The sequence below is a fragment of the Psychrobacter sp. AH5 genome, from assembly GCF_040371085.1.
In the GTDB taxonomy this organism is placed as follows: domain Bacteria; phylum Pseudomonadota; class Gammaproteobacteria; order Pseudomonadales; family Moraxellaceae; genus Psychrobacter.
On sequence record NZ_JAMBMT010000001.1, the window covers coordinates 1,873,492 to 1,892,586 of the forward strand.

Consider the following 19,095-nt stretch of genomic DNA (forward strand, 5'->3'; position numbering starts at 1 on the left):
TTACTTATTATTGCCATAAGCATAGCTGTAATGATAACTGTATTTACTCATCAAGCCTTGTTTTACATCATTAAGAATAATCCCGTCAACTTGAATATTACCTTTTTGCATCTGCTTGATAGCATAAGTCACCTGCCCTTCTACCGACTGATCATAACGCGCTACCATTAGCACTTTATCAGCATAATGCGACATAATCATCGCATCCGAAGCTGCTAATATGGGCGGTGAATCAATGACAATATAGTCATAGTGCTCGTTAAGCTCAGTCATCATTTGCTCAAATTTATCACTAGATAGCAGCGAAGTTGGATTCTTTGGATGCTGTCCACGCGGCATAAAGTCGATATTATCCATAGTAGTCGGATGTATGACAGTTGCTAATGCCGTCTGCTGCGTTAAATAATCGCCAAGCCCATTATCTTGAGTCATATTAAAGGTTTTATGTAGCCCACCTAGACGCATATCAGCATCAATGATCAACACCTTTTTATTCAGCTGGGCAAATACCTCAGATAAATTAGCGGAGATAAAAGACTTACCTACCCCCGGGCTCTCACCAGTAATAAGAATGACCTTCGCTCGATGACCCACTTCAGTACTAGCTGGCATACCAAATACAAGGCTGGTTCTAAGGCTTTTAATCGCTTCATAACTCAAGCTATTGTTATCCACATGAGCAAGCAAACGCTCTGGCGATTTTTTATTCTTACGTAGCCGAGTTAACAGCGGCGAGCGCGGAATAGTGGCGATGACGGGTATACCTGTCTTGGCTTCCAAACGTTCTGGATCTTTGACCACATTACGCAGTAAACTTTTTAGTAGTACTAGCATCGTTCCTAGCATAGCGCCTAATAGTAGCGCTAAAACTATAATTTGTAGCTTTTTGGGAGCGATAGCTTTGTAAGTACTAATCGGCAAATCAATAATACGCGCAAAGCCAATTTGACCCGCTTTGACGATCTTAAGCTGCTCATAGTTTTTTAGTAGCGTTAGATATATCTCTCTATTGATGGCGGTATCTTCTGATAGCTTTAAGAACTCTCTTTGAATCTCAGGTAAACCAGCAATAGTATTATCGATCTCTTGCTTTCTACTATTGAGCACCGCTAGCTGCTCATTGATCTGTACTACTAATGGATGCTCATTAGTATAATAAGTGGTTAAATCTGCTTTTTTAAGCTTTAGCTCGTTGAGCTGGCTATCGATTTGTGAGTTTTCAGCTAGCAGGAGCTCAGCTTCTTTACTAACATCAATAGTACCGTATTTGATACGGAACTCATTAAACACAGCCTCAGAATCTTCTAGCTTCTTCTTCAATGCTGGAATCTGAGTTTCCATAAACTTAAGCGTTTTGGTGGTCTCTTCTGAGCCCCGCGACTGGTTTTGATCAATATATGATAAGACGATTTGGTTGAGTACGCTAGTCACTCGCTGCTGGCTATTGCCCGTCATTGACAGCTGAATAATTCCGGTTTGCTTTCCTTGTTCTACCACTGATAACGAACTATTAATATTGTCTATCGTTTCTTTTAACGACTGCTTACTGATATTAATAGGATAGTTATCATCAGGTAACTCATTGACGGTGATAAAGATCTCACCATCGGTGCCACGAAACTTATAAGCTTTACCCAGTTGGCCCTTAAAATCATCAAAACCATCATTTAATACAAAACCGCTCTCTGACTTAGTCAAAGTAAAGCTACGATTAAGATAACCGCGCGAGACGTCAAACTGACTGACGTGAGCACGGCCCTTATCACTATCTAATGCTACTCCCTCTACGCTATTGACTTGAGTTTCTATAGCATCATTAGCAATTCTATCGATAGCGCTAATATTAGGATCGGCAAGCTTGATACGCAAATTTAATAGCGAAACCACTGGCTCTAAGATCATACGTGACCTGATTAACTCAGCCTCGGCTTGCGCCTTACTAGCTTCTGAGCCTACCAAATCCGAGATACTCTCGCCTAATGCAGCAATCCCTTTAGAGTTTTCTTCAATCTGAATGAGTGCATCTGATTTAAAAGTGGGGTTGACATAACGGCTATATAATACGCCGATTGCCAGTCCTAACAAAGCAAAAAACAAAACGGTCTTCCAGCCACGTAATAACACTAATAGTAGCGCCATTAGGTCGATTTCATCGTCTTCTTTTTCGACAGCCGTTTTGGAGCTATTTTGCGGATCTATAGTCATAACTTTGGGTTCATCATTTTAAATAGGTAGCTTAATATCAATAAATCGATATTACTGAATTAATAGCAAGCGCTTAGCTTATTTTATCAGCCCAAGGCTTCAAGCTATCAAAAATATCTTGTCTAGCGTCTTCAAATACTGAAAGATCATGCCGATACGGATCGGCAATGTCTTGATCAATCCAGTGCCCAATACGGAAGGTCTTACCACGGCAATGCGGCCAACGATCTTCTATCCATTTGGTTTGGTTAGTAGACATCGTCAAAATAAGATCCGCTTTACTCACCAAATCTTCATCGATCTGCTTAGCAATATGATCAGACATATCAATCCCAAGCTCTGACATAACCGCTAGTGCATTAGGATCAGCGCCATTACCTACTACTGCTGATAGTCCAGCAGAGTCAATAGTTTTATTAGGATACTGCTGTGCTAATACTGCCTCGGCTATAGGGCTACGGCATATATTACCTACACAAACTACCAAGATATTTTCAAAAGCCATAATGCTAGTAACCTATAAGCCTGATAAAGATCGGATGGCAGAAGTTGAGGGTAATATAGAGCTGATAACTCGGTTCCAACGTGCTAAGCCAGTAGGATCGACATAGAGAATATCGTTCGGCTGCATCTCAAAGCGATTAGCGATGGCTAAGTTGGTGATCGTTTGCATATCGACATAATAGATATTGGTACGCTGATAGCTTGGATTGTCACGCACTACATATATCTTTGCCGCATTAGCGGTAGCTGAATTCAAACCTTTGGAGCGGCCTAATGCTTGTGCTAAGCTCAGACCTTGCTCTAAGATAGGTACTGGCTCAATTTGACCGAACTCGCCCAATACATAAACGGTATTACGGCTCTGACTATTGACATGGATAGAATCGCCATCTTGGATATAAAGCTGATTACCAGAAGCGCCTATTTGCCGCAAATCTTGCAAGCCAATATTATAGTTTCGGCCATTACGATTTAGCACAATACTGTTTGAGTCGCCAGTCTCCGTGGCTCCCCCTGCTTTAGAGATTGCACCATACAAAGATACTGGCGCGTCCTCGATGGCAAACTCGCCAGGCTGCTTGACTTCGCCATCTATAAAGAACTTATTACCGCGATAATTGATGATCTTAACTTGTGGATCTGAATACTTGAGATAGCGCTGTAGCTTGTTTTGTAAACTAGCCGTAAATTGCGGTACACTCATACCACTAGCTTTTACTCTTCCGACCAAAGGATACTGCACAAACCCTTGCTGATCTACCGGATAGCCTGATGCGTTAGGCGTATTTCCACTGGAGGATGACGCATTCATATCCGGATAGCCTACCAAATTGATAGCTAAAATATCACCCGGAGCGATACGGTACTCTGCTTTTCTTGAGCTAGCAATAAGCTGGTAGATATCATTGGTAGGACGGCTGACTTGCGGAGCTGGCAAGGTTGCCAGATTTAACGGTTGAATATGAAATTGTAGCCCGTTTGCAGCGACAAAGTCACCTACCGGAGGCAGATCACCTGCTTGCAAGCCCGAATTTATTGTCGTCGTTGCACATCCAGCAGACCATAAAGTCATAAGCAATAAGCTTGAGGCACTCAAAAGTTTAAGGGATTGGCGCATAATGCATACCTTATGAAGTACAATTATAAACAATAGTCGTCAATAACCGCTTAATATAGCTAATGTAGTAATAGTACATTCGTACTACCAAAAAAAAAGCCATCATAGCATAATTGATTAAAAATTCATCTCTTCTTATTATTTTTGTTCACTTTTTTTGTTATTACCCTTTGGTGCTTTACTGCAAATATCATATAATTTTCTTTAAAAACAAATATTAATCACAACCATGACAAGACTCTTTTCTAGTCTAGGCTACTTTTGCAAAGTAGATATTATATTTGTGCTATAAACAAAGATAATAAGGGCTCAAAAATGACTCTCTAATTTTAGAAGCTGCTTTATGAGCAAAAATAGCGTAAAATATCGAGCGCTAGATTGATGTCTTGCTCATCGCAACATTTTAGCACTCTTTACACTACTACATTGAGAAATGTAACCACCCACCCGATTCAAGGATATCGTTATGAAAGACGAAAAACTCCAAAAAGCGCTGGCCCGTATGGGTCTTGGCTCACGCCGTCAAATGGAAGAAGTGATCAAAGCAGGCCGCGTGTCCGTCAATAATGGCCCGGCTACTATCGGCGATAGAGTCAGTCCAGGCGATGAGATTCGTGTCGATGGTCGTCAAATCAAGTACACCAGCGAAAATGAGAAGCGTCGCCGCGTCATCGCTTACTATAAGCCTGAGGGCGAGATTTGTTCTGCCAATGATCCAGAAGGCCGCCCTACTGTCTTTGAGCGCCTGCCCAAGCTCACTCATGATCGCTGGGTGATGGTTGGCCGCTTAGATATCAACTCTACTGGTTTATTATTATTTACCAATGATGGCGAGATGGCCCATCGCTTGATGCACCCCTCGAATGAGATTACTCGCGAATATGCCGTACGCGTACTGGGCGAAGTGACCCCTGATATCGCACGCACCCTAACCTCTGGCGTGATGTTAGAGGACGGTATGGCCCAGTTCGAAGATATCAAAGAGGGCGGCGGAGAAGGCGTCAATAAGTGGTATCACGTCAAACTAAAAGAAGGACGTAATCGCGAAGTACGTCGTTTATTTGAGTCGCAAGGGCTAAAAGTCAGCCGTCTCCTTCGTACCAGCTACGGTAGTATTGTCTTGCCAAAAGAGCTACGTACCGGGCGCTTTATGGAGCTTGATAAAAAAGAGATCAATACTTTGACGGACTTAGTAGCTATGCGTCCTCGCTACGGCACCGGCTTACATGGCGCCGCCAAAGAAAAACAAGAACGGATCAAAAATAAGCCTTTAAAAGCGCGTCGTAGCGATAGTAGTCGCAGCAGTGATAGCCGAAATGGCGCTAAACCCAAAACTAGCGGTAGTCCTGCTAGCCGCGGCTCGCGCAATACCCGCGATCGCAATAACAAGCGCTAAGTTAGGCTTGTTTTTTTGAGAATATAAGCTGATACACAAAAACGGCCATTGATATTAGATATCAATGGCCGTTTTTTATGGGCTATTTTTACCAGACTTATTCATAAGAGAGTTAAGTTCGCGTAGGCTGGTACGCGAGGCGCACCCTTGTATCTTGACTAGATGATAACTTCATCGAAGCTTGCTACAATTTATCATCTAATCCGAGCATTGGCAGCGTGAGCGCACCCTTAGTGCCTAGACACTGTGACGTAGATAACGCCCAATGCTCATCCTTTCATCTTCATACTCTGAATGGTATCCAAGTGCCTCTTTTGAGTGACACTGAATGAACAAGGGAAGATAATAAGATGACTCATTATATCGGTATCGATGTCAGCAAAGCCAAACTTGATTTAGCTTGGATTAGAGACATCGACAAGAACAAAGTTAAAACCAAAGTCTATAAAAATGAACACGCTGACTATCCCAACCTTATTCACTGGCTCAAAGCGAACGTAACTGAAGACTTAAGCAACCTTCACATTACGGTTGAAGCTACTGGCGTTTATCACGAAAACCTTGCCTACTACCTGCATGACCAAGGTCTTAGAGTGAGTATCGTCAATCCTGCATTTGTGAGAAGCTATGCGGACAGCTTAGGCTCGCGTCATAAGACCGACAAGAAAGACAGCATACTATTAGCTCGCTATACCGCGACTACGAAACCGGACTTATGGACACCGCCGCCAGCTGAGGCGCGTCATCTAAAGTCATTGCTTTCGCGCTTAGATGCTCTGCAACATGACTTACAGCGAGAGCAAAATCGCCAAGAAAAAGCTGAGGCTACGGACACTGCGCCCATTGTTAGTGCCTCCATTGAGCAGATGATAGCTGCTCTACAAGAAGCCATTGCCAAGCTAAACGGTGATATTGACGATCATATCAATAATCATCCGAACCTTAAGCAAGACCAAGAGCTACTTAAGAGTATTAAAGGCGTCGGTCCTGCCACCTCAAGACAGATGCTAACGCTTATGCACAATAAAAGCTTTACCCAAGCCTCACAAGCGGCTGCCTTCTTAGGACTGATACCCAAACAAGTACAGTCGGGTCAGTTTAGAGGTAAAACTCGCTTAGCTAAGAACGGCTCAAGTAGCATCAGAGCTAAGCTCTACATGGCAGCGGTGGTCTCAACGAGATACAACCCTGATATTAAAGCACAGTACGAACGTCTGCTAGCTAATGGTAAATGCAAGATGCAGGCCATCTGTGCAGCCATGCGTAAACTGGTACATATCTGCTTTGGTGTTCTAAAACACCAAATGCCTTATCAGCCTCAAACCACAAAAATTGCTGCTTGATTATGATTCGGCAAGATGGTATCTACGAAAACGCCTTACTATTGAGCATAAGCTCTTAACTATGGCTATCCATATACTGCTTCATCACTCGTAAATCTTGCAAATGTTTATTTTGCATTTGCTCTAATAATGACTCCAGCCTTATCTCAATATCATTTAACATCGCTTGCAATAACTGGCTTGCTTCTTGTTGCTTACTATCTTCAGTCTTACTCTCTTGTTTAAGCAAATGATAATGACTGGCTAGCATCTCAGGCAGGCGCGTATGTAATAGCTTATGTAGTACAAACTGCTGCTCAGTAAAGGCTAAGGTAACATTTTGCTGCTGCAAGCTGTGCTGATAGTCGTTATAAACTGCTACTCGCTCATCAATATGCTGTAGCTGTTGCCACTGCTGCTCAGTCAAAACCGCTAGATGTTGTTTATGCAAAGTCAGCTGTCGCCAACGTATATCGGCTAATGCTAGCGGTTTGTTAGGATCTTGATACACTAGCACACCTGGCGTAATACCGACCGCTTTATGCAATGCTTGCCAGCTTTTTTTGCCTGCATAAATGACGCCGATGGTAGCCGCAATGCCAACGCCTATCAGTATGCTCATAGCACTAAACCCTTTATTCTTTTACCCTTTATTGTGTTGACGCCGCTTACTATCATGAATGGCTAAAATCTTTATCATAGTTACGACTTGCTATCATCTGTTAGTGCTGTCTCAGCTCTAGCGATGTGTGGAGCCTGTGAAAGATTTGTACTATTAGAGCTATCAAAGCGCTGTTGTAAATAGCGATTGGTAATCAGTAGCTTTTGTCCATCTTGATGGTAGGAGGCCTCAAGTAAATCATCGAACTGACGGTTTATGGTGCTGAGCACTTCTAATAAAGCTTCTTTACCGGTGACATCAGAGTGCTTAATCTTGGTAGTATCAGCACGAGCGCCATCTAAGTCATGAAGACGACGATAGTCCGCAACCGCCTCAGGGATATGCTTATCCATTAAGTTTTGAATCATAATATAAGTTTCGGTGACGGTATCAGTGTCGTCGATTTTGCCATCATTATTACTATCGCCATAAATAACTCGCAATTTTTCGCCTTTTTTATTGATCTCATCAAGCAATGCTTTTACCTCAGCTGGCAAGCTTTTTTCGGGAATATAGCCCAATTGCGGCATAGCCTTATATTCAAGCATCTTTGGCGCGGTTACCTTTTTGATACCGCGATAACCCAAGTACAAGCCAGCGGCTGGTAGTACACCGTATAGGATAAACATCACAAACATGGCGGTTACTTGGGTCATTAAGGTATCCTTGTTATTATTTAGCGCTCTAATTTTGGTAGTTAATATAGTTAATCTGATATAAAAATATATGCAGTCGATCCACTATAAAATAAATGTAGTGCTACTGGGATGAATTTTATGCAGCCTCTGGGAACGCAGCACGCCAGGAAAATTTATACCAGTAGCACGTCTTAATATAGCGTCTCTATTTTATTTAAATAGCTTTTATTTTTTAAAAGTTAATAAAGTTTAGCTCTGTGTGCGACTTTTGACATAACGATGCGTCGAGGCCAAGCGATTGAGCACCGTTTGATGCAGCTCATCCAATAGCTCATCAAGCTCATAATCAATCTCTAAGAATAGATCGGTTAGCATATCGCCAGCGGTCATCTTGCCTTGCACCATACTGTTTTTGGTTCGGTGCGGGCTAAAGCGTAGTAGCTGCTCATAATGGCGCAGCGCTTCAGGAATACTTTCATTAACTAGCTTATCGATGACGAATTGACGCTCATTATGCTGCTGTTGTTGCTCTTCATTAAGCTCGTCACTCCAGTCACGATAGCGCTTAAGTTTGCCATTGATTCGATCTAAGATAGCTACCGCCTCAATAGGCATGGCATTTAAAGTGGCCTCATCAACCACATCGACAAGTTCAGTCATAATTGGGCAGCGTCCATGTTTGAGATACCATAACGTATCAGGGTCAAAAGGAGGTCGATTAGGGGAGCGCCACGCAGCACGGTTGGCCAAATAGCGATCCGTAAGCGGCGTTGGCGTACCGATATCACTGACCTCAGCTAGAGCATTATAAATACGCTCAGCACGCTTAGGCGCTGTTAGCGCGGTTGGCTTTGATTGCTCAGCGTTAGCGGCGTCATTATAAGCGGCAGTCTGCACCTCACTAGCAGTAGTTTCGCTGCTCGCAAGACTTGCGGCCTGTTGTACGTTTTTGGCAGCCCTAGTCGGCAGATCGTCTTGGACTTGCCCAAATGACTGTAGCATTCTTGCCAAACTGATGACCATGACCTACGCTGCTCCTCGCTGTTATATCGTTTGTGAATCGCTATTGCACTCAGCAATTTAATAGCTTATCTTAACAGCTTTTTGCGTGCCTGCCAGTAAGCGAACGTCTAGGTTTTGTGCTCTAGTTTATCCACTATAGCACCTTCCTCTTTTGCTCTTTCTAGGCAGTAACTTTTCAAGCTTATGATTCTCTTTGCACAAGTGAGCTATAAAAATTTATTATGAATACTACGGATTACTTCTCTGGTTTTTTGCTTGGGCTATCGCTAATTATTGCTATCGGCTCACAAAACGCCTTTGTACTAAAGCAAGGTCTTAAGCGCGAACACGTCTTTATTATTTGTCTGTTCTGTGCGGTCAGTGATGCTTTATTAATCTCAGCTGGCGTTGCAGGTTTCGGTGCAGTGACCGCTCGCTTTCCGCAGCTGGTACAAATCGCTAAGTTCGCTGGAGTAATTTTCTTATTGGTTTATGGCTTGCAAAGCTTATACGCTAGCGTACGCTTGTCACATGCGTTAACCACTGAAGGTCAAGCGGTAGGTAGCCTAAAAAAAGCGCTGCTATTATGCATTGGGTTTACTTGGCTCAATCCGCATGTCTACTTAGATACTTTGGTGCTAGTAGGCATGGTTTCAACCGGCGCTAGCAGCAAATTGACTTTTGCTATTGGTGCAATCAGCGCCTCATTTGTGTTCTTTTTTGCTTTAGGTTATGGTGCAAGGCTACTTAGACCGTTATTTGCCAAACCCAAAGCTTGGAATATCCTCGACGCCTTAGTCGGTTTATTAATGCTGTATTTAGCTTGGCATCTTTATAACAGCTAAATCTATCAAAAGTCATTTTCAAAAATAAAGACACTTCAATATAAAGGCTAGCGCCCATAAAAAAACCAAACACCCTTATAAAGAGTGTTTGGTTTTACTACTTTTTAGCTTAAGCTCTATACCATAGAAGCTAAACAGTATCAGCTCAGCTAAATCATTTAAATGACTCTAAGAAGCCTTTTTACGCTTTTTTGGTTTGATAAAAGCTAAATTCAAAAAGTGCTCTAGCGAATCATCAGTGATATCAAGCCATGGTTCAGGCAACTCAGGAGCTAGGCTACCGGTCAAGGTGGAGCGATAAGCCTTTTCTCTAAAAGTCATGATATTATCAGCTTTATCTTTTTGCCACTGCTTGAGTAGCTCGCCTTGCTTTTCTACAGCAAACTCAGGGTAATCGGTAGCGTTAGTCAAGTCACGGATATAAGCTGCTTGAAAGTCGATTGAATCGCTGACAGTGACTGTTTTATCATAAGTGGCTAACCATTTTTCCTCGTCTTGTTGACGAGTTTTTAGATCTGGTAATTCAATATTGCCCATTATCACATCACGCGCATACCAAGCTTGAGCGTCAAACATATTGAAAGTGAAGTACTGATCTTGCATGCCTAAATAGATAAGCTTAGGATTTGGCTGCCAAAAGATACCTTTATATAAATTTGCTGGATACAAGCAGTTATGCGTTTGCAAACGCAGCTCATCAGGCATAAAGGGAAAGTGGAATAAATAACCGGTACACATGATGATAGCGTCAAAGCTCTTACTGGTGCCATCAGCAAAGTGGGCCACATCGCCTTCAAAGTGAGTCACTAGCGGTCTCTCGCTAATGCCATCAGGCCAATCATAACCAAGCGCCTGACTACGATAGCTAATAGTTACCGACTTTGTGCCATACTTATAGCACTGAGTGCCGATATCTTCTGCAGAATAGCTACTACCGACTAGTAAAATATCTTCGTCTTTGAATTCTAGAGCATCACGGAAATCATGCGCATGCAATACGCGGCCTGGGAACGCCTCTAACCCTTCAAAATAAGGCATATTCGGCGTTGAGAAATGACCTGTAGCGACTACCACATAATCAAACTCTTCAACTTCTTGCTCACCAGACTTGTGATTCATAACTGTCACGGTGAACTTTTTGGTGTCATCATCGAAAGTCACCCAGCGGACAGGGCATTCAAAACGAATATATTTTTGGATATCTTGCTTATCAATACGGCCCATGATGTAGTCTTTTAGCACTTCACGCGGCGGATAAGAAGGAATAGGTTCACCAAAGTGTTCTTCGAACGAATAATCAGCAAACTCTAAACATTCTTTTGGTCCATTAGACCATAAATAACGATACATACTACCGTGAACGGGTTCACCGTTTCTATCTAAACCGGTACGCCAATTGTAATTCCACATACCACCGATAGCGTTCTGTTTTTCATAACAAATAATTTCTGGCAAATCCTTAGCACCTGCTAAACGCGCCGCTTCAAAGGCACGTAATTGTGCCAACCCGCTTGGACCTGCTCCTAAAATAGCAATTCTTTTGTTACTCAAGATTTACTCCTGTTAAAATAGTTGAGCCCTATTATAACATATTTTCATGGATGAGGTTTTGGCAAGATATCGTTAGTAATCGATGGCGGTTTTTTGGAGAATTTGACTTATTAGCAGCAAACTCAGATCAAAGCTATTTAACTGACAATGGTTTATTATTTAGCACTATAAGTTAGCTATAGATATTGATAAGAGAGCTATAAAAAAGGTTAGATAAGGTCAGGAAACAAGGTGCGTAAGCCATTAACGATAATCTCGATAGAGACCGCGGCCAATAACATGCCCATAATTCGGCTCATGATATTGAGTCCAGTATCACCTAACAGACGACTGATACGCCCTGCGGCCATCAAGGCTAAATAACAAAAGATACTAATCAATAAACCGGCGATAATGATAGCGGATATTTGCAAAATACCAGAGACTTGAGAGGAGTAAATAATCACCGTTGAGATACCACCCGGACCAATCATCATGGGAATAGCTAACGGCACTACCGCCGCCGCTGTGGTGGGCGGTGAGTCTTGGACATGATCGACATCGAAGTTCTCTTGATCGGGTTTGACCGGGTTACCCTCGCCGTTCATCATATTTAGCGCGATTAAAAAGACTAAGATGCCACCTGCCAGCTGAAACGAGCCGATAGAGATACCCAAAGCCTTAAGTAACGTCTCACCTGCTACGGTAAAAAAGCTGATGGTGATAAAAATAGTCAAGCAAGCAATACGCGCCACTTTACGGCGGTTAATCATCGAATAGCCGCGAGTCAAATCCAAAAATAACGTCAAAGCGCTAAAGGGATTGATCAACACCATAAAAGCTAAGATAATTTTGATAATTTCAGTGTTCACTCAGCGCTCGCTTGTATAGTGAGTTCAATTTGACTTCCTCCCCGACTTAAAGGAACAGGAATTCCTACTAAAGACGGTCAAGCCCGACCGCGAGAATGTTTTTTGCTCCATTAACATCTCTGTTATGGGCAGTTTGACAAGAACTGCAAAACCATTCTCTTATACCAAGCGCTGATCTACCTTTCGGACTGTCTTGGCGGCAGCCGCAACACGAGCAGGTTTGGGTGGTGTACGCTTCATTCACTTCGATATAGTGACAACCTGCATACTTGCATTTGTAATACAGTTGTCGCTTAATCTCAAACCAACCCGCGTCATAGATGGATTTGGCCAGTTTGCTTGAAGTGAACGATTTTGTGTTTATTTTTCCAACAACGATTAGGCTGTTGGCTTTAACAAGCCTTGATGTGAATTTATGAATTAAATCCAATCTAGTGTTTTTGATCTTAGCATGAATGACCTTAACCCGCTTTTTATTCTTAGCTCTTTGAGCGATAGCCAGCTTTTCAGCATATTGATGAGTGACTTTGGTTTGTAGCTTATCACCATCGCTACTGACTGCGGAATCTTTACAGCCTAAATCAATACCGACTTGGCCCGTGCCACAAGCTGTTTTTGGAAATTCTTTGACGGTGATACAGGTATACCAGTGGCCGCGATTGTCTTGTACCAACTCACAAGTATTAATGCTGTACAGGGAGAGGTTATAGCTGTCCCACAAATCAATGATCAGCTTTTGGCTGTTAGCCAGACTAAATTGCAGAGTGGTCTTTAGAGATTTTTTACCACTCTGTCTGGTGCTGATATGCTTAATGGCGGTCTTTTTAAAAGGAATCCAGCCCAAGTTTCTTCTCTTGGCTTTATGATTATTGGTTCGCCAGTTCAGTTTGGCTTTTTTAAACTGTTTGCGATATTTAGCGTGAACCTCACTAATCGCTTGCAATGTTTGACTGTGCAGATTTAGGTAGTCACCCGCGCCTTTGGTGTAAGTAGCCAAGTCATAGGATGAAAAAAATTGACCTGTGCGCTTAAGATGTTTAAAACTTAGCTCATTAACGTAATTCCAGACAAAGTTGACCGAACCAGCTAAGATATTAAGCTGACTCGCGTGTTTGTCTTTGATGCGTAGTTTGAGCGTTTTCATGGAATGATTATGATCTCAATGGGTTTGGTTATCAATGCAATCTCAATCTTAGGTGACAACGGTTGACACCTGATATCCACGCCCTAGAAGGACGTGGTTTTACGGCGCTGGATGATATAACAGAAGGCCATCGTGCGATTGCAGCGATGACCCAGTATTTTTTGATAATGTTATTGTAGCATAGACAGATAAGCGACTTAAATCATTAACTTACCTAGAGCAGATAATAATAAATAGCGTTAGCGCAGCAGCGTTTTAAGCGCTAAAATCAAGCCCTATATCTAAAGCGGTCGTGCTGTGCGTTAGATAACCCATAGCAATAAAATCGACTCCTGTCTGCGCCGCCGCTCGCACTGTCTCAGGAGTAATGCCGCCTGAAGCTTCGGTTTTGGCGCGGCCTTTACACATAGCAACTGCCTGCGACAACGTGTCCGGACTCATATTATCTAATAGTACCAAACTAACTCCGGCCTCTAATGCTAGCGCTAATTGCTCTAAAGTATCGACCTCAACCTCGATAGGAATGAGATGTCCGGCGAGATCCTGCGCTTGCTTGATAGCGCTCTGGATATCACCGGCAATGGCAATATGATTGTCTTTGATTAAGATTGCATCATCTAAGCCTAAACGATGATTGCGGCCACCACCGCAGCGTACTGCGTATTTTTGGATAGTGCGTAGCCCTGGAATGGTTTTACGGGTACAAGTAATTTGTGCTGGATAATCAGCGACGCTAGCGACGATTTGCTGAGTCGCAGTAGCGATACCGCTTAGATGGGTTAAAAAATTCAAAGCGGTGCGCTCTGCTGTCAATAGATGCCGCGCATTACCGCTTACTATCGCTAATATCGTACCCGCTTCTACAGACATACCATCTTGAATTTTGGCTACAAATTCAATCTGTTCATCAATTAGTGCAAAAGCTAATCTTGCCAAATCCATACCGCAAATCACTCCAGCTTGCCGCGCCTTGATCTGTAGCTGTGCTTGCTTATCAGCTGGAATAGTCGCTTGTGAGGTGACATCGCCCCGTCGACCCAAATCTTCTGTTAAGGCAGCACGAACTAAAGGCTTTAGCAGTACTTGATCTAGTGCCGGCTCTAATTGGTTTTTCATCGTAGGGTTGTATCCTATGCTTGATATAAGTTTAAAGTATAGATAATAAAGCTACTTTTCTTTAAACTCAAAATGAGCATAAATATAACGTAAACTAAGATTAGCTGCAAGATATTATTATGATTTGGGCTAAACTGACTTATAGAAGGTGATTTATAAACAGTTAGGCTACTTACGCTTGGGTAATTTACTATCCATAAGTAGGCTTTGCAGCTCGATATCGTGACAAAAGCGATAGAGCTTGGCCGGACGACCACGTTGGGCACTGCTACTCTCACCTGTCGGCAGCACTAAATTCTGCGAATCAAGCAGCCGGCGAAAATTTTGTTTATGTAAAGCGGTTCCTGATAAAGCCTCAACGCTCTGTTGTAATTCAGATAAGGTAAAGACATCGGGCATCAGACCAAAGATAAGCGGACGATATTCTATCTTGGCGCGCAGTCTTGAGATAGCAGTAGCAATCACGCGGCGATGATCATAATACATAGGCATACCGATCATCTTTGACCAGTTCTCTGGTAATTTACTAGGCTGATAATTAGAAGCTTCTGGTATTAATTCTGCTTCATAGAGCATCTCGTAGCGTAGCAATACATGCTCTGCTACCCATTCACCATAATGATAAGCGCTATTTGCTAGTTTTTGCTTTGGCTTATCGTCCGTCAACTCCACACCCCAACACAGCTCAATACGCTGGTAACGACGCTGTCTAATGCGCTTATCCTCGGCACTATCAGCCCAAGCGACTAACGCTGGCACGATAAAACTAGTAATAATCTGCGGCACACCTTGCAGATGGTTCTCCCAAGGAAAATAATCATACCAATCGCGCCAAACTGCCTTACTTTGTAGCTCAGTTTGCGTCTCCTGCACTAAGCCCAAATAGCTCACATAGACCAAAGCATGGCCATCGACATTGCGCCTATTGGTATCTACAAAGGTATATAGCTGCTCCAAATACCCAAGTGGCTGCTGCGTTTGTTCCTCAACCCATTGGCGCACACCTGCTTGCAATGAGCGATGTAGCGGCATCAGCGGCCCATTAGGCAACAGCTTACCCTGATCAACCGTCAATACTCGCGCCTTATGATCGGTGATAGCAATCAATACCGCCACCACTTCGGTAGTACCACTGCCCTGCTGATGCGCATGTGAATAAGACAAGCTCATATTGGTAATCTTTATCCTTAATTAATGAAAACATATAAAAAGAATGAGCACTATTGAGAAGGAACTCGAGTCTCAAGCAGCAAGCATTCTAACTAGGAATACTAAGTATAACTTGAATGTTATTTTTTATGCTGTTTTATCCTTGTTATAGCCGGTTAAAGAGGTCGTCGTCATAAATTTAAATGAACTAGGAGAAGCCACTGCTACCAAACCATTAATTAAATAAAAATACTTGTATATATGCTCAAAATGAGCATAATATAAACCAGTGCAAATTTATCATTACTGCTAGCCATAACTTTCAATACTGACTTACCTTTCAATAAAGATTACGGCATAAATAAGGCTCAAGCTTATGAAAAACTATCCCTATGACGCTCCTATATTGAGTGCTGACAAACGCAGCGCTATACAAACCGATATTGAATACGCAAAAGCTAGACTACCTTCTGAGCTACCACGCGCTGAGCGTTTGCAAGTTGAAGCTAGTATCAAGCAGTTATTGACTAAGCATAATGCCGTATTGGTCGCGCATTATTATGTCGATCCCTTTATTCAAGATTTGGCCCTAGCCACGGGCGGCTGTGTCGGTGATTCGCTAGAGATGGCGCGTTTCGGTCAAGCGCATAGTGCTCAGACTTTAGTGGTCGCAGGGGTACGCTTTATGGGAGAGTCTGCCAAAATACTGAGTATGGAGAAGACAGTACTGATGCCTGATCTAGAAGCGGAATGCTCGCTTGATTTAGGCTGCCCTGTCGATGAGTTCTCAGCCTTTTGTGACGCACATCCTGAGCGTACGGTGGTGGTCTATGCCAATACGAGTGCGGCGGTAAAAGCGCGCGCGGACTGGGTAGTGACCTCTTCTGTCGGTATCGATATCGTCCGTCATTTGCACCAGCAAGGCGAGAAAATCATTTGGGGGCCTGATCGTCACTTAGGCAACTACATTGCACAGCAAACAGGTGCAGATATGCTGTTATGGCAAGGCTCTTGCTTAGTGCACAATGAGTTTAAAGCGACTGAGCTCATGCAGCTCAAAGAGCAATACCCTGAGGCCAAGGTTTTGGTGCATCCTGAATCGCCAGATAGTGTGGTAGCGCTCGCGGATGTGGTCGGCTCGACCAGTAAACTATTGCAATCAACTTATGAGATGGATACCGATACCTTTATCGTGGCGACGGATTTGGGTATCTTGCATGAGATGCAAAAACGCTCGCCCCATAAACGCTTTTTAGCCGCGCCGACAGCTGGCGAAAGTGCTAGCTGTAAGAGCTGCGCTTTTTGTCCATGGATGGCGATGAATGGTCTATTAGCTATTGAGCAATGCTTAATTAATAACAGTGGCCAAAATAATGGCAATAGTAACGTTGAGATTACTATGAGCACTGAGCTGGCAGCCGCCGCTCGAAAACCCCTACAACGCATGCTCGACTTTGCCGCTAATAAACAACAGCGCGTAGCGACTAGCGGCGATATCGTTAAAGACCGTCCCTTATTTGAAAAAGTAGGAGCCGCCTAATATGAGCGCGATAGCTAATGCCAAGCCGACTGTAGCAGCTAGCAATGATAGTAAAAAAGTCATAACCACTGATGTATTAATCATAGGCGCAGGCTTAGCAGGGCTTAGCAGCGCATTGTCGCTGCCAAAATCGCTAAACATCACTATCTTAAGTAAAGCGGAGCTGCAAGCTTGCTCTAGTCATTACGCCCAAGGCGGTATCGCTGCAAGCTTAGATAAAAGCGATAGCGTTGCCGATCACGTGGCCGACACCTTAGTCGCGGGCGCTGGACTCTGTGCTTTGGATAACACGACTAGTATCCTAAGTGCTGGTCAGCAAGCGGTGCAGTGGCTATGCGAGCAAGGCGTACCTTTTACCTCTGTGTCTCAAATACTGGCAAGTGCAGAGATAAGCCCTACTACAATAGCGACAAAAACTGTATTAACTACCGCTGACTTGCATTTGACTAAAGAGGGCGGGCATGGCTGTCGGCGCGTGGCTCACGCTGATGATGCTACTGGTCGCCACGTAATGAATGCGCTACTCATCCAAGCACAAAAGGCTAGCAATATCACTATTCTGCCCTTTTGTGAAGCCTTGAGCTTATTAACTTCAGCACCACAACAAACATCCAAAGACAAGCGCTGCCGAGGCGCGATAGCTTTTGATCATGATAAGCAGCAACTCTTGACTATTCATAGTGCGGCGGTCGTAATGGCAAGCGGCGGTTTAGGGCAATTATTTGCTCGTGCCAGCGCCCCTAATGTCTGCGTCGGTGATGGCTTGATGATGGCCTGGCAAGCTGGTTGCCGTTTAGCTAATTTGGAATTTGTGCAGTTTCATCCCACAGGTCTTGCTTTGGGGGATTCCAGCTTTTTGATCTCTGAAGCCTTACGCGGTGAAGGTGGACGACTGTATTGTCCATTGTCTGGTAAGCGCTTTATGTTAGAGCTTGATGAGCGAGCAGAATTAGCGCCGCGTGATATTGTCGCTCGCGCTATCGCTGAGCAAATCACCAATAACGGCTTGGGTTATGTGCATTTAGATGTTAGTCACCTGCCAGCCTCATTTTTGCGCGAGCACTTTCCGCAGATTTATCAGACGCTTTTAGCGCTAGGCATAGATATCACAAGCGACCCTATTCCAGTAGCGCCAACCGCCCATTATAGCTGCGGTGGTATCGTCACTTGTGCTCAAGGTTTAAGCGATGTCAGAGGTCTGTATGCAGCTGGTGAAGTGGCCTATACTGGGCTGCATGGTGCCAATCGTTTAGCAAGCAATTCGCTATTAGAGTGCATCGTCGTCGGTCGCAATATTGCTAAGCATTTACCGCATTATTTAGTGGATGATAGCTGGCGCGCGACTACTGTGGCAAACCCTCAAACTATCTGTCTAGCAAAAAACAAAGCTTTTAATGTCACTGCTAATAGTGTCACGGCTAATATCACAACTAATGGTAGCGCTTACGCTAGCGAGCCTCTTCTAGCGACAACTACTGATTTAAATAATGAGGATATCAACAATAACGATAGCGATGATATTACTTCATCATTAAAGACATTAATGAGTAGCCATCTGGGTATCGTTCGCCATGCTAAGCAGCTCAAGCAAGCGTTAGGGCAAATTCAGCAATGGCAACAAACGATTCAAGCCTTTGAAACATCAGAGACATTAAAAATATTGGAGACGTTGAAAACATTAGAAACACTAAGCCTAGACCACAATGATAATGCACAAAATCAACACGCTCCCGAAACGCTTATAACGGCTCAACCATTAAAGCTGTTTAAATTGCAGCGACAATTACAACTAGCGACTTTGATTGTACAATCGGCTCTACAACGGCATGAAAGCCGCGGTGGGCATTATCGATTGGACTTTCCAAACTTAACTGACGTGGCTTTAGTTAGCGTTATTGAACCGCCAAGCGATAATAAGCCAATAGCGGGTGAGAGCAATTATAACCATGAATATCTCCATATCGGCAAACTGACTCAGGCTAGCCATGAGTCTTTACGGACGCTCGCTACTATTTAATAGCTAAATTATCCAGTACAGTAAGTTAACGATACAA

General features: G+C 43.4%; 16 protein-coding genes. 5 read left to right on the forward strand and 11 right to left on the reverse strand.

All coding sequences use genetic code 11. From position 1 onward, the window contains the following. The 3 genes from M0N77_RS07910 to M0N77_RS07920 all read right to left on the reverse strand — a co-directional run bounded on the left by M0N77_RS07910 (position 1) and on the right by M0N77_RS07920 (position 3,826). Positions 1 to 2,205: a polysaccharide biosynthesis tyrosine autokinase gene (locus M0N77_RS07910; RefSeq protein WP_353104679.1), complete on the reverse strand. Its 2,205-nt coding sequence runs from the start codon at positions 2,203 to 2,205 to the stop codon at positions 1 to 3. 73 nt (positions 2,206 to 2,278) lie between these two features. Continuing rightward, a complete protein-coding gene (locus M0N77_RS07915) occupies positions 2,279 to 2,710 on the reverse strand; it encodes a low molecular weight protein-tyrosine-phosphatase (RefSeq protein ID WP_353104680.1) in 432 nt (143 codons plus the stop codon). A gap of 12 nt (positions 2,711 to 2,722) precedes the next feature. After that, a complete protein-coding gene (locus M0N77_RS07920) occupies positions 2,723 to 3,826 on the reverse strand; it encodes a polysaccharide biosynthesis/export family protein (RefSeq protein WP_353104681.1) in 1,104 nt (367 codons plus the stop codon). Positions 3,827 to 4,292: 466 nt separating this feature from the next. Here M0N77_RS07920 and rluB point away from each other — a divergent pair, with 466 nt between their 5' ends. Continuing rightward, the gene (gene rluB / locus M0N77_RS07925; protein WP_353104682.1) at positions 4,293 to 5,222 is read left to right on the forward strand and encodes a 23S rRNA pseudouridine(2605) synthase RluB; all 930 of its coding nucleotides are present in this window, start codon (positions 4,293 to 4,295) and stop codon (positions 5,220 to 5,222) included. Between the two features lie 350 nt (positions 5,223 to 5,572). Further along, positions 5,573 to 6,565, forward strand: coding sequence for an IS110 family transposase (locus M0N77_RS07930; RefSeq protein ID WP_353104683.1), 993 nt, complete (start codon positions 5,573 to 5,575; stop codon positions 6,563 to 6,565). Positions 6,566 to 6,620: 55 nt separating this feature from the next. Here the strand turns inward: M0N77_RS07930 and M0N77_RS07935 are convergent, their stop codons facing one another. From M0N77_RS07935 to M0N77_RS07945, 3 genes are all read right to left on the reverse strand, one after another. Next, entirely contained in the window at positions 6,621 to 7,166 is a 546-nt protein-coding gene (locus M0N77_RS07935; RefSeq protein ID WP_353104684.1) for a hypothetical protein, read from the reverse strand. Positions 7,167 to 7,246: 80 nt separating this feature from the next. After that, positions 7,247 to 7,861, reverse strand: a complete 615-nt coding sequence (locus M0N77_RS07940; protein ID WP_353104685.1) for a hypothetical protein — start codon at positions 7,859 to 7,861, stop codon at positions 7,247 to 7,249. Positions 7,862 to 8,092: 231 nt separating this feature from the next. After that, the gene (locus M0N77_RS07945; protein ID WP_353104686.1) at positions 8,093 to 8,866 is read right to left on the reverse strand and encodes a hypothetical protein; all 774 of its coding nucleotides are present in this window, start codon (positions 8,864 to 8,866) and stop codon (positions 8,093 to 8,095) included. Between the two features lie 221 nt (positions 8,867 to 9,087). Here M0N77_RS07945 and M0N77_RS07950 point away from each other — a divergent pair, with 221 nt between their 5' ends. Next, positions 9,088 to 9,690 carry a LysE/ArgO family amino acid transporter gene (locus M0N77_RS07950; protein WP_353104687.1) on the forward strand — a complete coding sequence of 201 codons (603 nt, stop codon included), beginning with the start codon at positions 9,088 to 9,090 and terminating at the stop codon, positions 9,688 to 9,690. A gap of 168 nt (positions 9,691 to 9,858) precedes the next feature. Here the strand turns inward: M0N77_RS07950 and M0N77_RS07955 are convergent, their stop codons facing one another. The 5 genes from M0N77_RS07955 to M0N77_RS07975 all read right to left on the reverse strand — a co-directional run bounded on the left by M0N77_RS07955 (position 9,859) and on the right by M0N77_RS07975 (position 15,522). Continuing rightward, a complete protein-coding gene (locus M0N77_RS07955) occupies positions 9,859 to 11,241 on the reverse strand; it encodes an NAD(P)/FAD-dependent oxidoreductase (protein ID WP_353104688.1) in 1,383 nt (460 codons plus the stop codon). A gap of 209 nt (positions 11,242 to 11,450) precedes the next feature. Then, entirely contained in the window at positions 11,451 to 12,092 is a 642-nt protein-coding gene (locus tag M0N77_RS07960; protein WP_353104689.1) for a MarC family protein, read from the reverse strand. A gap of 67 nt (positions 12,093 to 12,159) precedes the next feature. Continuing rightward, positions 12,160 to 13,236 carry a transposase gene (locus M0N77_RS07965; RefSeq protein WP_353104690.1) on the reverse strand — a complete coding sequence of 359 codons (1,077 nt, stop codon included), beginning with the start codon at positions 13,234 to 13,236 and terminating at the stop codon, positions 12,160 to 12,162. A 255-nt stretch (positions 13,237 to 13,491) separates the two neighbouring features. Beyond that, positions 13,492 to 14,352 (reverse strand): carboxylating nicotinate-nucleotide diphosphorylase, encoded by an 861-nt coding sequence (nadC, locus tag M0N77_RS07970; RefSeq protein WP_353104691.1) that lies wholly within the window; start codon positions 14,350 to 14,352, stop codon positions 13,492 to 13,494. A 168-nt stretch (positions 14,353 to 14,520) separates the two neighbouring features. After that, positions 14,521 to 15,522, reverse strand: a complete 1,002-nt coding sequence (locus M0N77_RS07975) for a hypothetical protein (protein WP_353104692.1) — start codon at positions 15,520 to 15,522, stop codon at positions 14,521 to 14,523. A gap of 355 nt (positions 15,523 to 15,877) precedes the next feature. On the opposite strand from M0N77_RS07975, the gene nadA reads away from it, so the two are divergent. Both nadA and nadB read left to right on the forward strand, forming a co-directional pair. After that, complete coding sequence (gene nadA / locus M0N77_RS07980) at positions 15,878 to 17,041, forward strand: quinolinate synthase NadA (RefSeq protein ID WP_353104693.1); 1,164 nt, start codon at positions 15,878 to 15,880, stop codon at positions 17,039 to 17,041. 1 nt (position 17,042) lies between these two features. Then, positions 17,043 to 19,058, forward strand: coding sequence for an L-aspartate oxidase (gene nadB / locus M0N77_RS07985; RefSeq protein WP_353104694.1), 2,016 nt, complete (start codon positions 17,043 to 17,045; stop codon positions 19,056 to 19,058). Positions 19,059 to 19,095 lie beyond the last annotated feature (37 nt).

What these genes read in the sequence shown, in the direction of transcription:
- M0N77_RS07965 (WP_353104690.1), bottom strand. Translation starts at nt 13,236, where the DNA reads ATGAAAACGCTCAAACTACGCATCAAAGACAAACACGCGAGTCAGCTT.
- nadB (WP_353104694.1), top strand. Translation starts at nt 17,043, where the DNA reads ATGAGCGCGATAGCTAATGCCAAGCCGACTGTAGCAGCTAGCAATGAT.
- M0N77_RS07915 (WP_353104680.1), bottom strand. Translation starts at nt 2,710, where the DNA reads ATGGCTTTTGAAAATATCTTGGTAGTTTGTGTAGGTAATATATGCCGT.
- M0N77_RS07950 (WP_353104687.1), top strand. Translation starts at nt 9,088, where the DNA reads ATGAATACTACGGATTACTTCTCTGGTTTTTTGCTTGGGCTATCGCTA.
- M0N77_RS07945 (WP_353104686.1), bottom strand. Translation starts at nt 8,866, where the DNA reads ATGGTCATCAGTTTGGCAAGAATGCTACAGTCATTTGGGCAAGTCCAA.
- M0N77_RS07940 (WP_353104685.1), bottom strand. Translation starts at nt 7,861, where the DNA reads ATGACCCAAGTAACCGCCATGTTTGTGATGTTTATCCTATACGGTGTA.
- nadA (WP_353104693.1), top strand. Translation starts at nt 15,878, where the DNA reads ATGAAAAACTATCCCTATGACGCTCCTATATTGAGTGCTGACAAACGC.
- M0N77_RS07930 (WP_353104683.1), top strand. Translation starts at nt 5,573, where the DNA reads ATGACTCATTATATCGGTATCGATGTCAGCAAAGCCAAACTTGATTTA.
- M0N77_RS07920 (WP_353104681.1), bottom strand. Translation starts at nt 3,826, where the DNA reads ATGCGCCAATCCCTTAAACTTTTGAGTGCCTCAAGCTTATTGCTTATG.
- M0N77_RS07975 (WP_353104692.1), bottom strand. Translation starts at nt 15,522, where the DNA reads ATGAGCTTGTCTTATTCACATGCGCATCAGCAGGGCAGTGGTACTACC.
- nadC (WP_353104691.1), bottom strand. Translation starts at nt 14,352, where the DNA reads ATGAAAAACCAATTAGAGCCGGCACTAGATCAAGTACTGCTAAAGCCT.
- M0N77_RS07910 (WP_353104679.1), bottom strand. Translation starts at nt 2,205, where the DNA reads ATGACTATAGATCCGCAAAATAGCTCCAAAACGGCTGTCGAAAAAGAA.
- M0N77_RS07935 (WP_353104684.1), bottom strand. Translation starts at nt 7,166, where the DNA reads ATGAGCATACTGATAGGCGTTGGCATTGCGGCTACCATCGGCGTCATT.
- rluB (WP_353104682.1), top strand. Translation starts at nt 4,293, where the DNA reads ATGAAAGACGAAAAACTCCAAAAAGCGCTGGCCCGTATGGGTCTTGGC.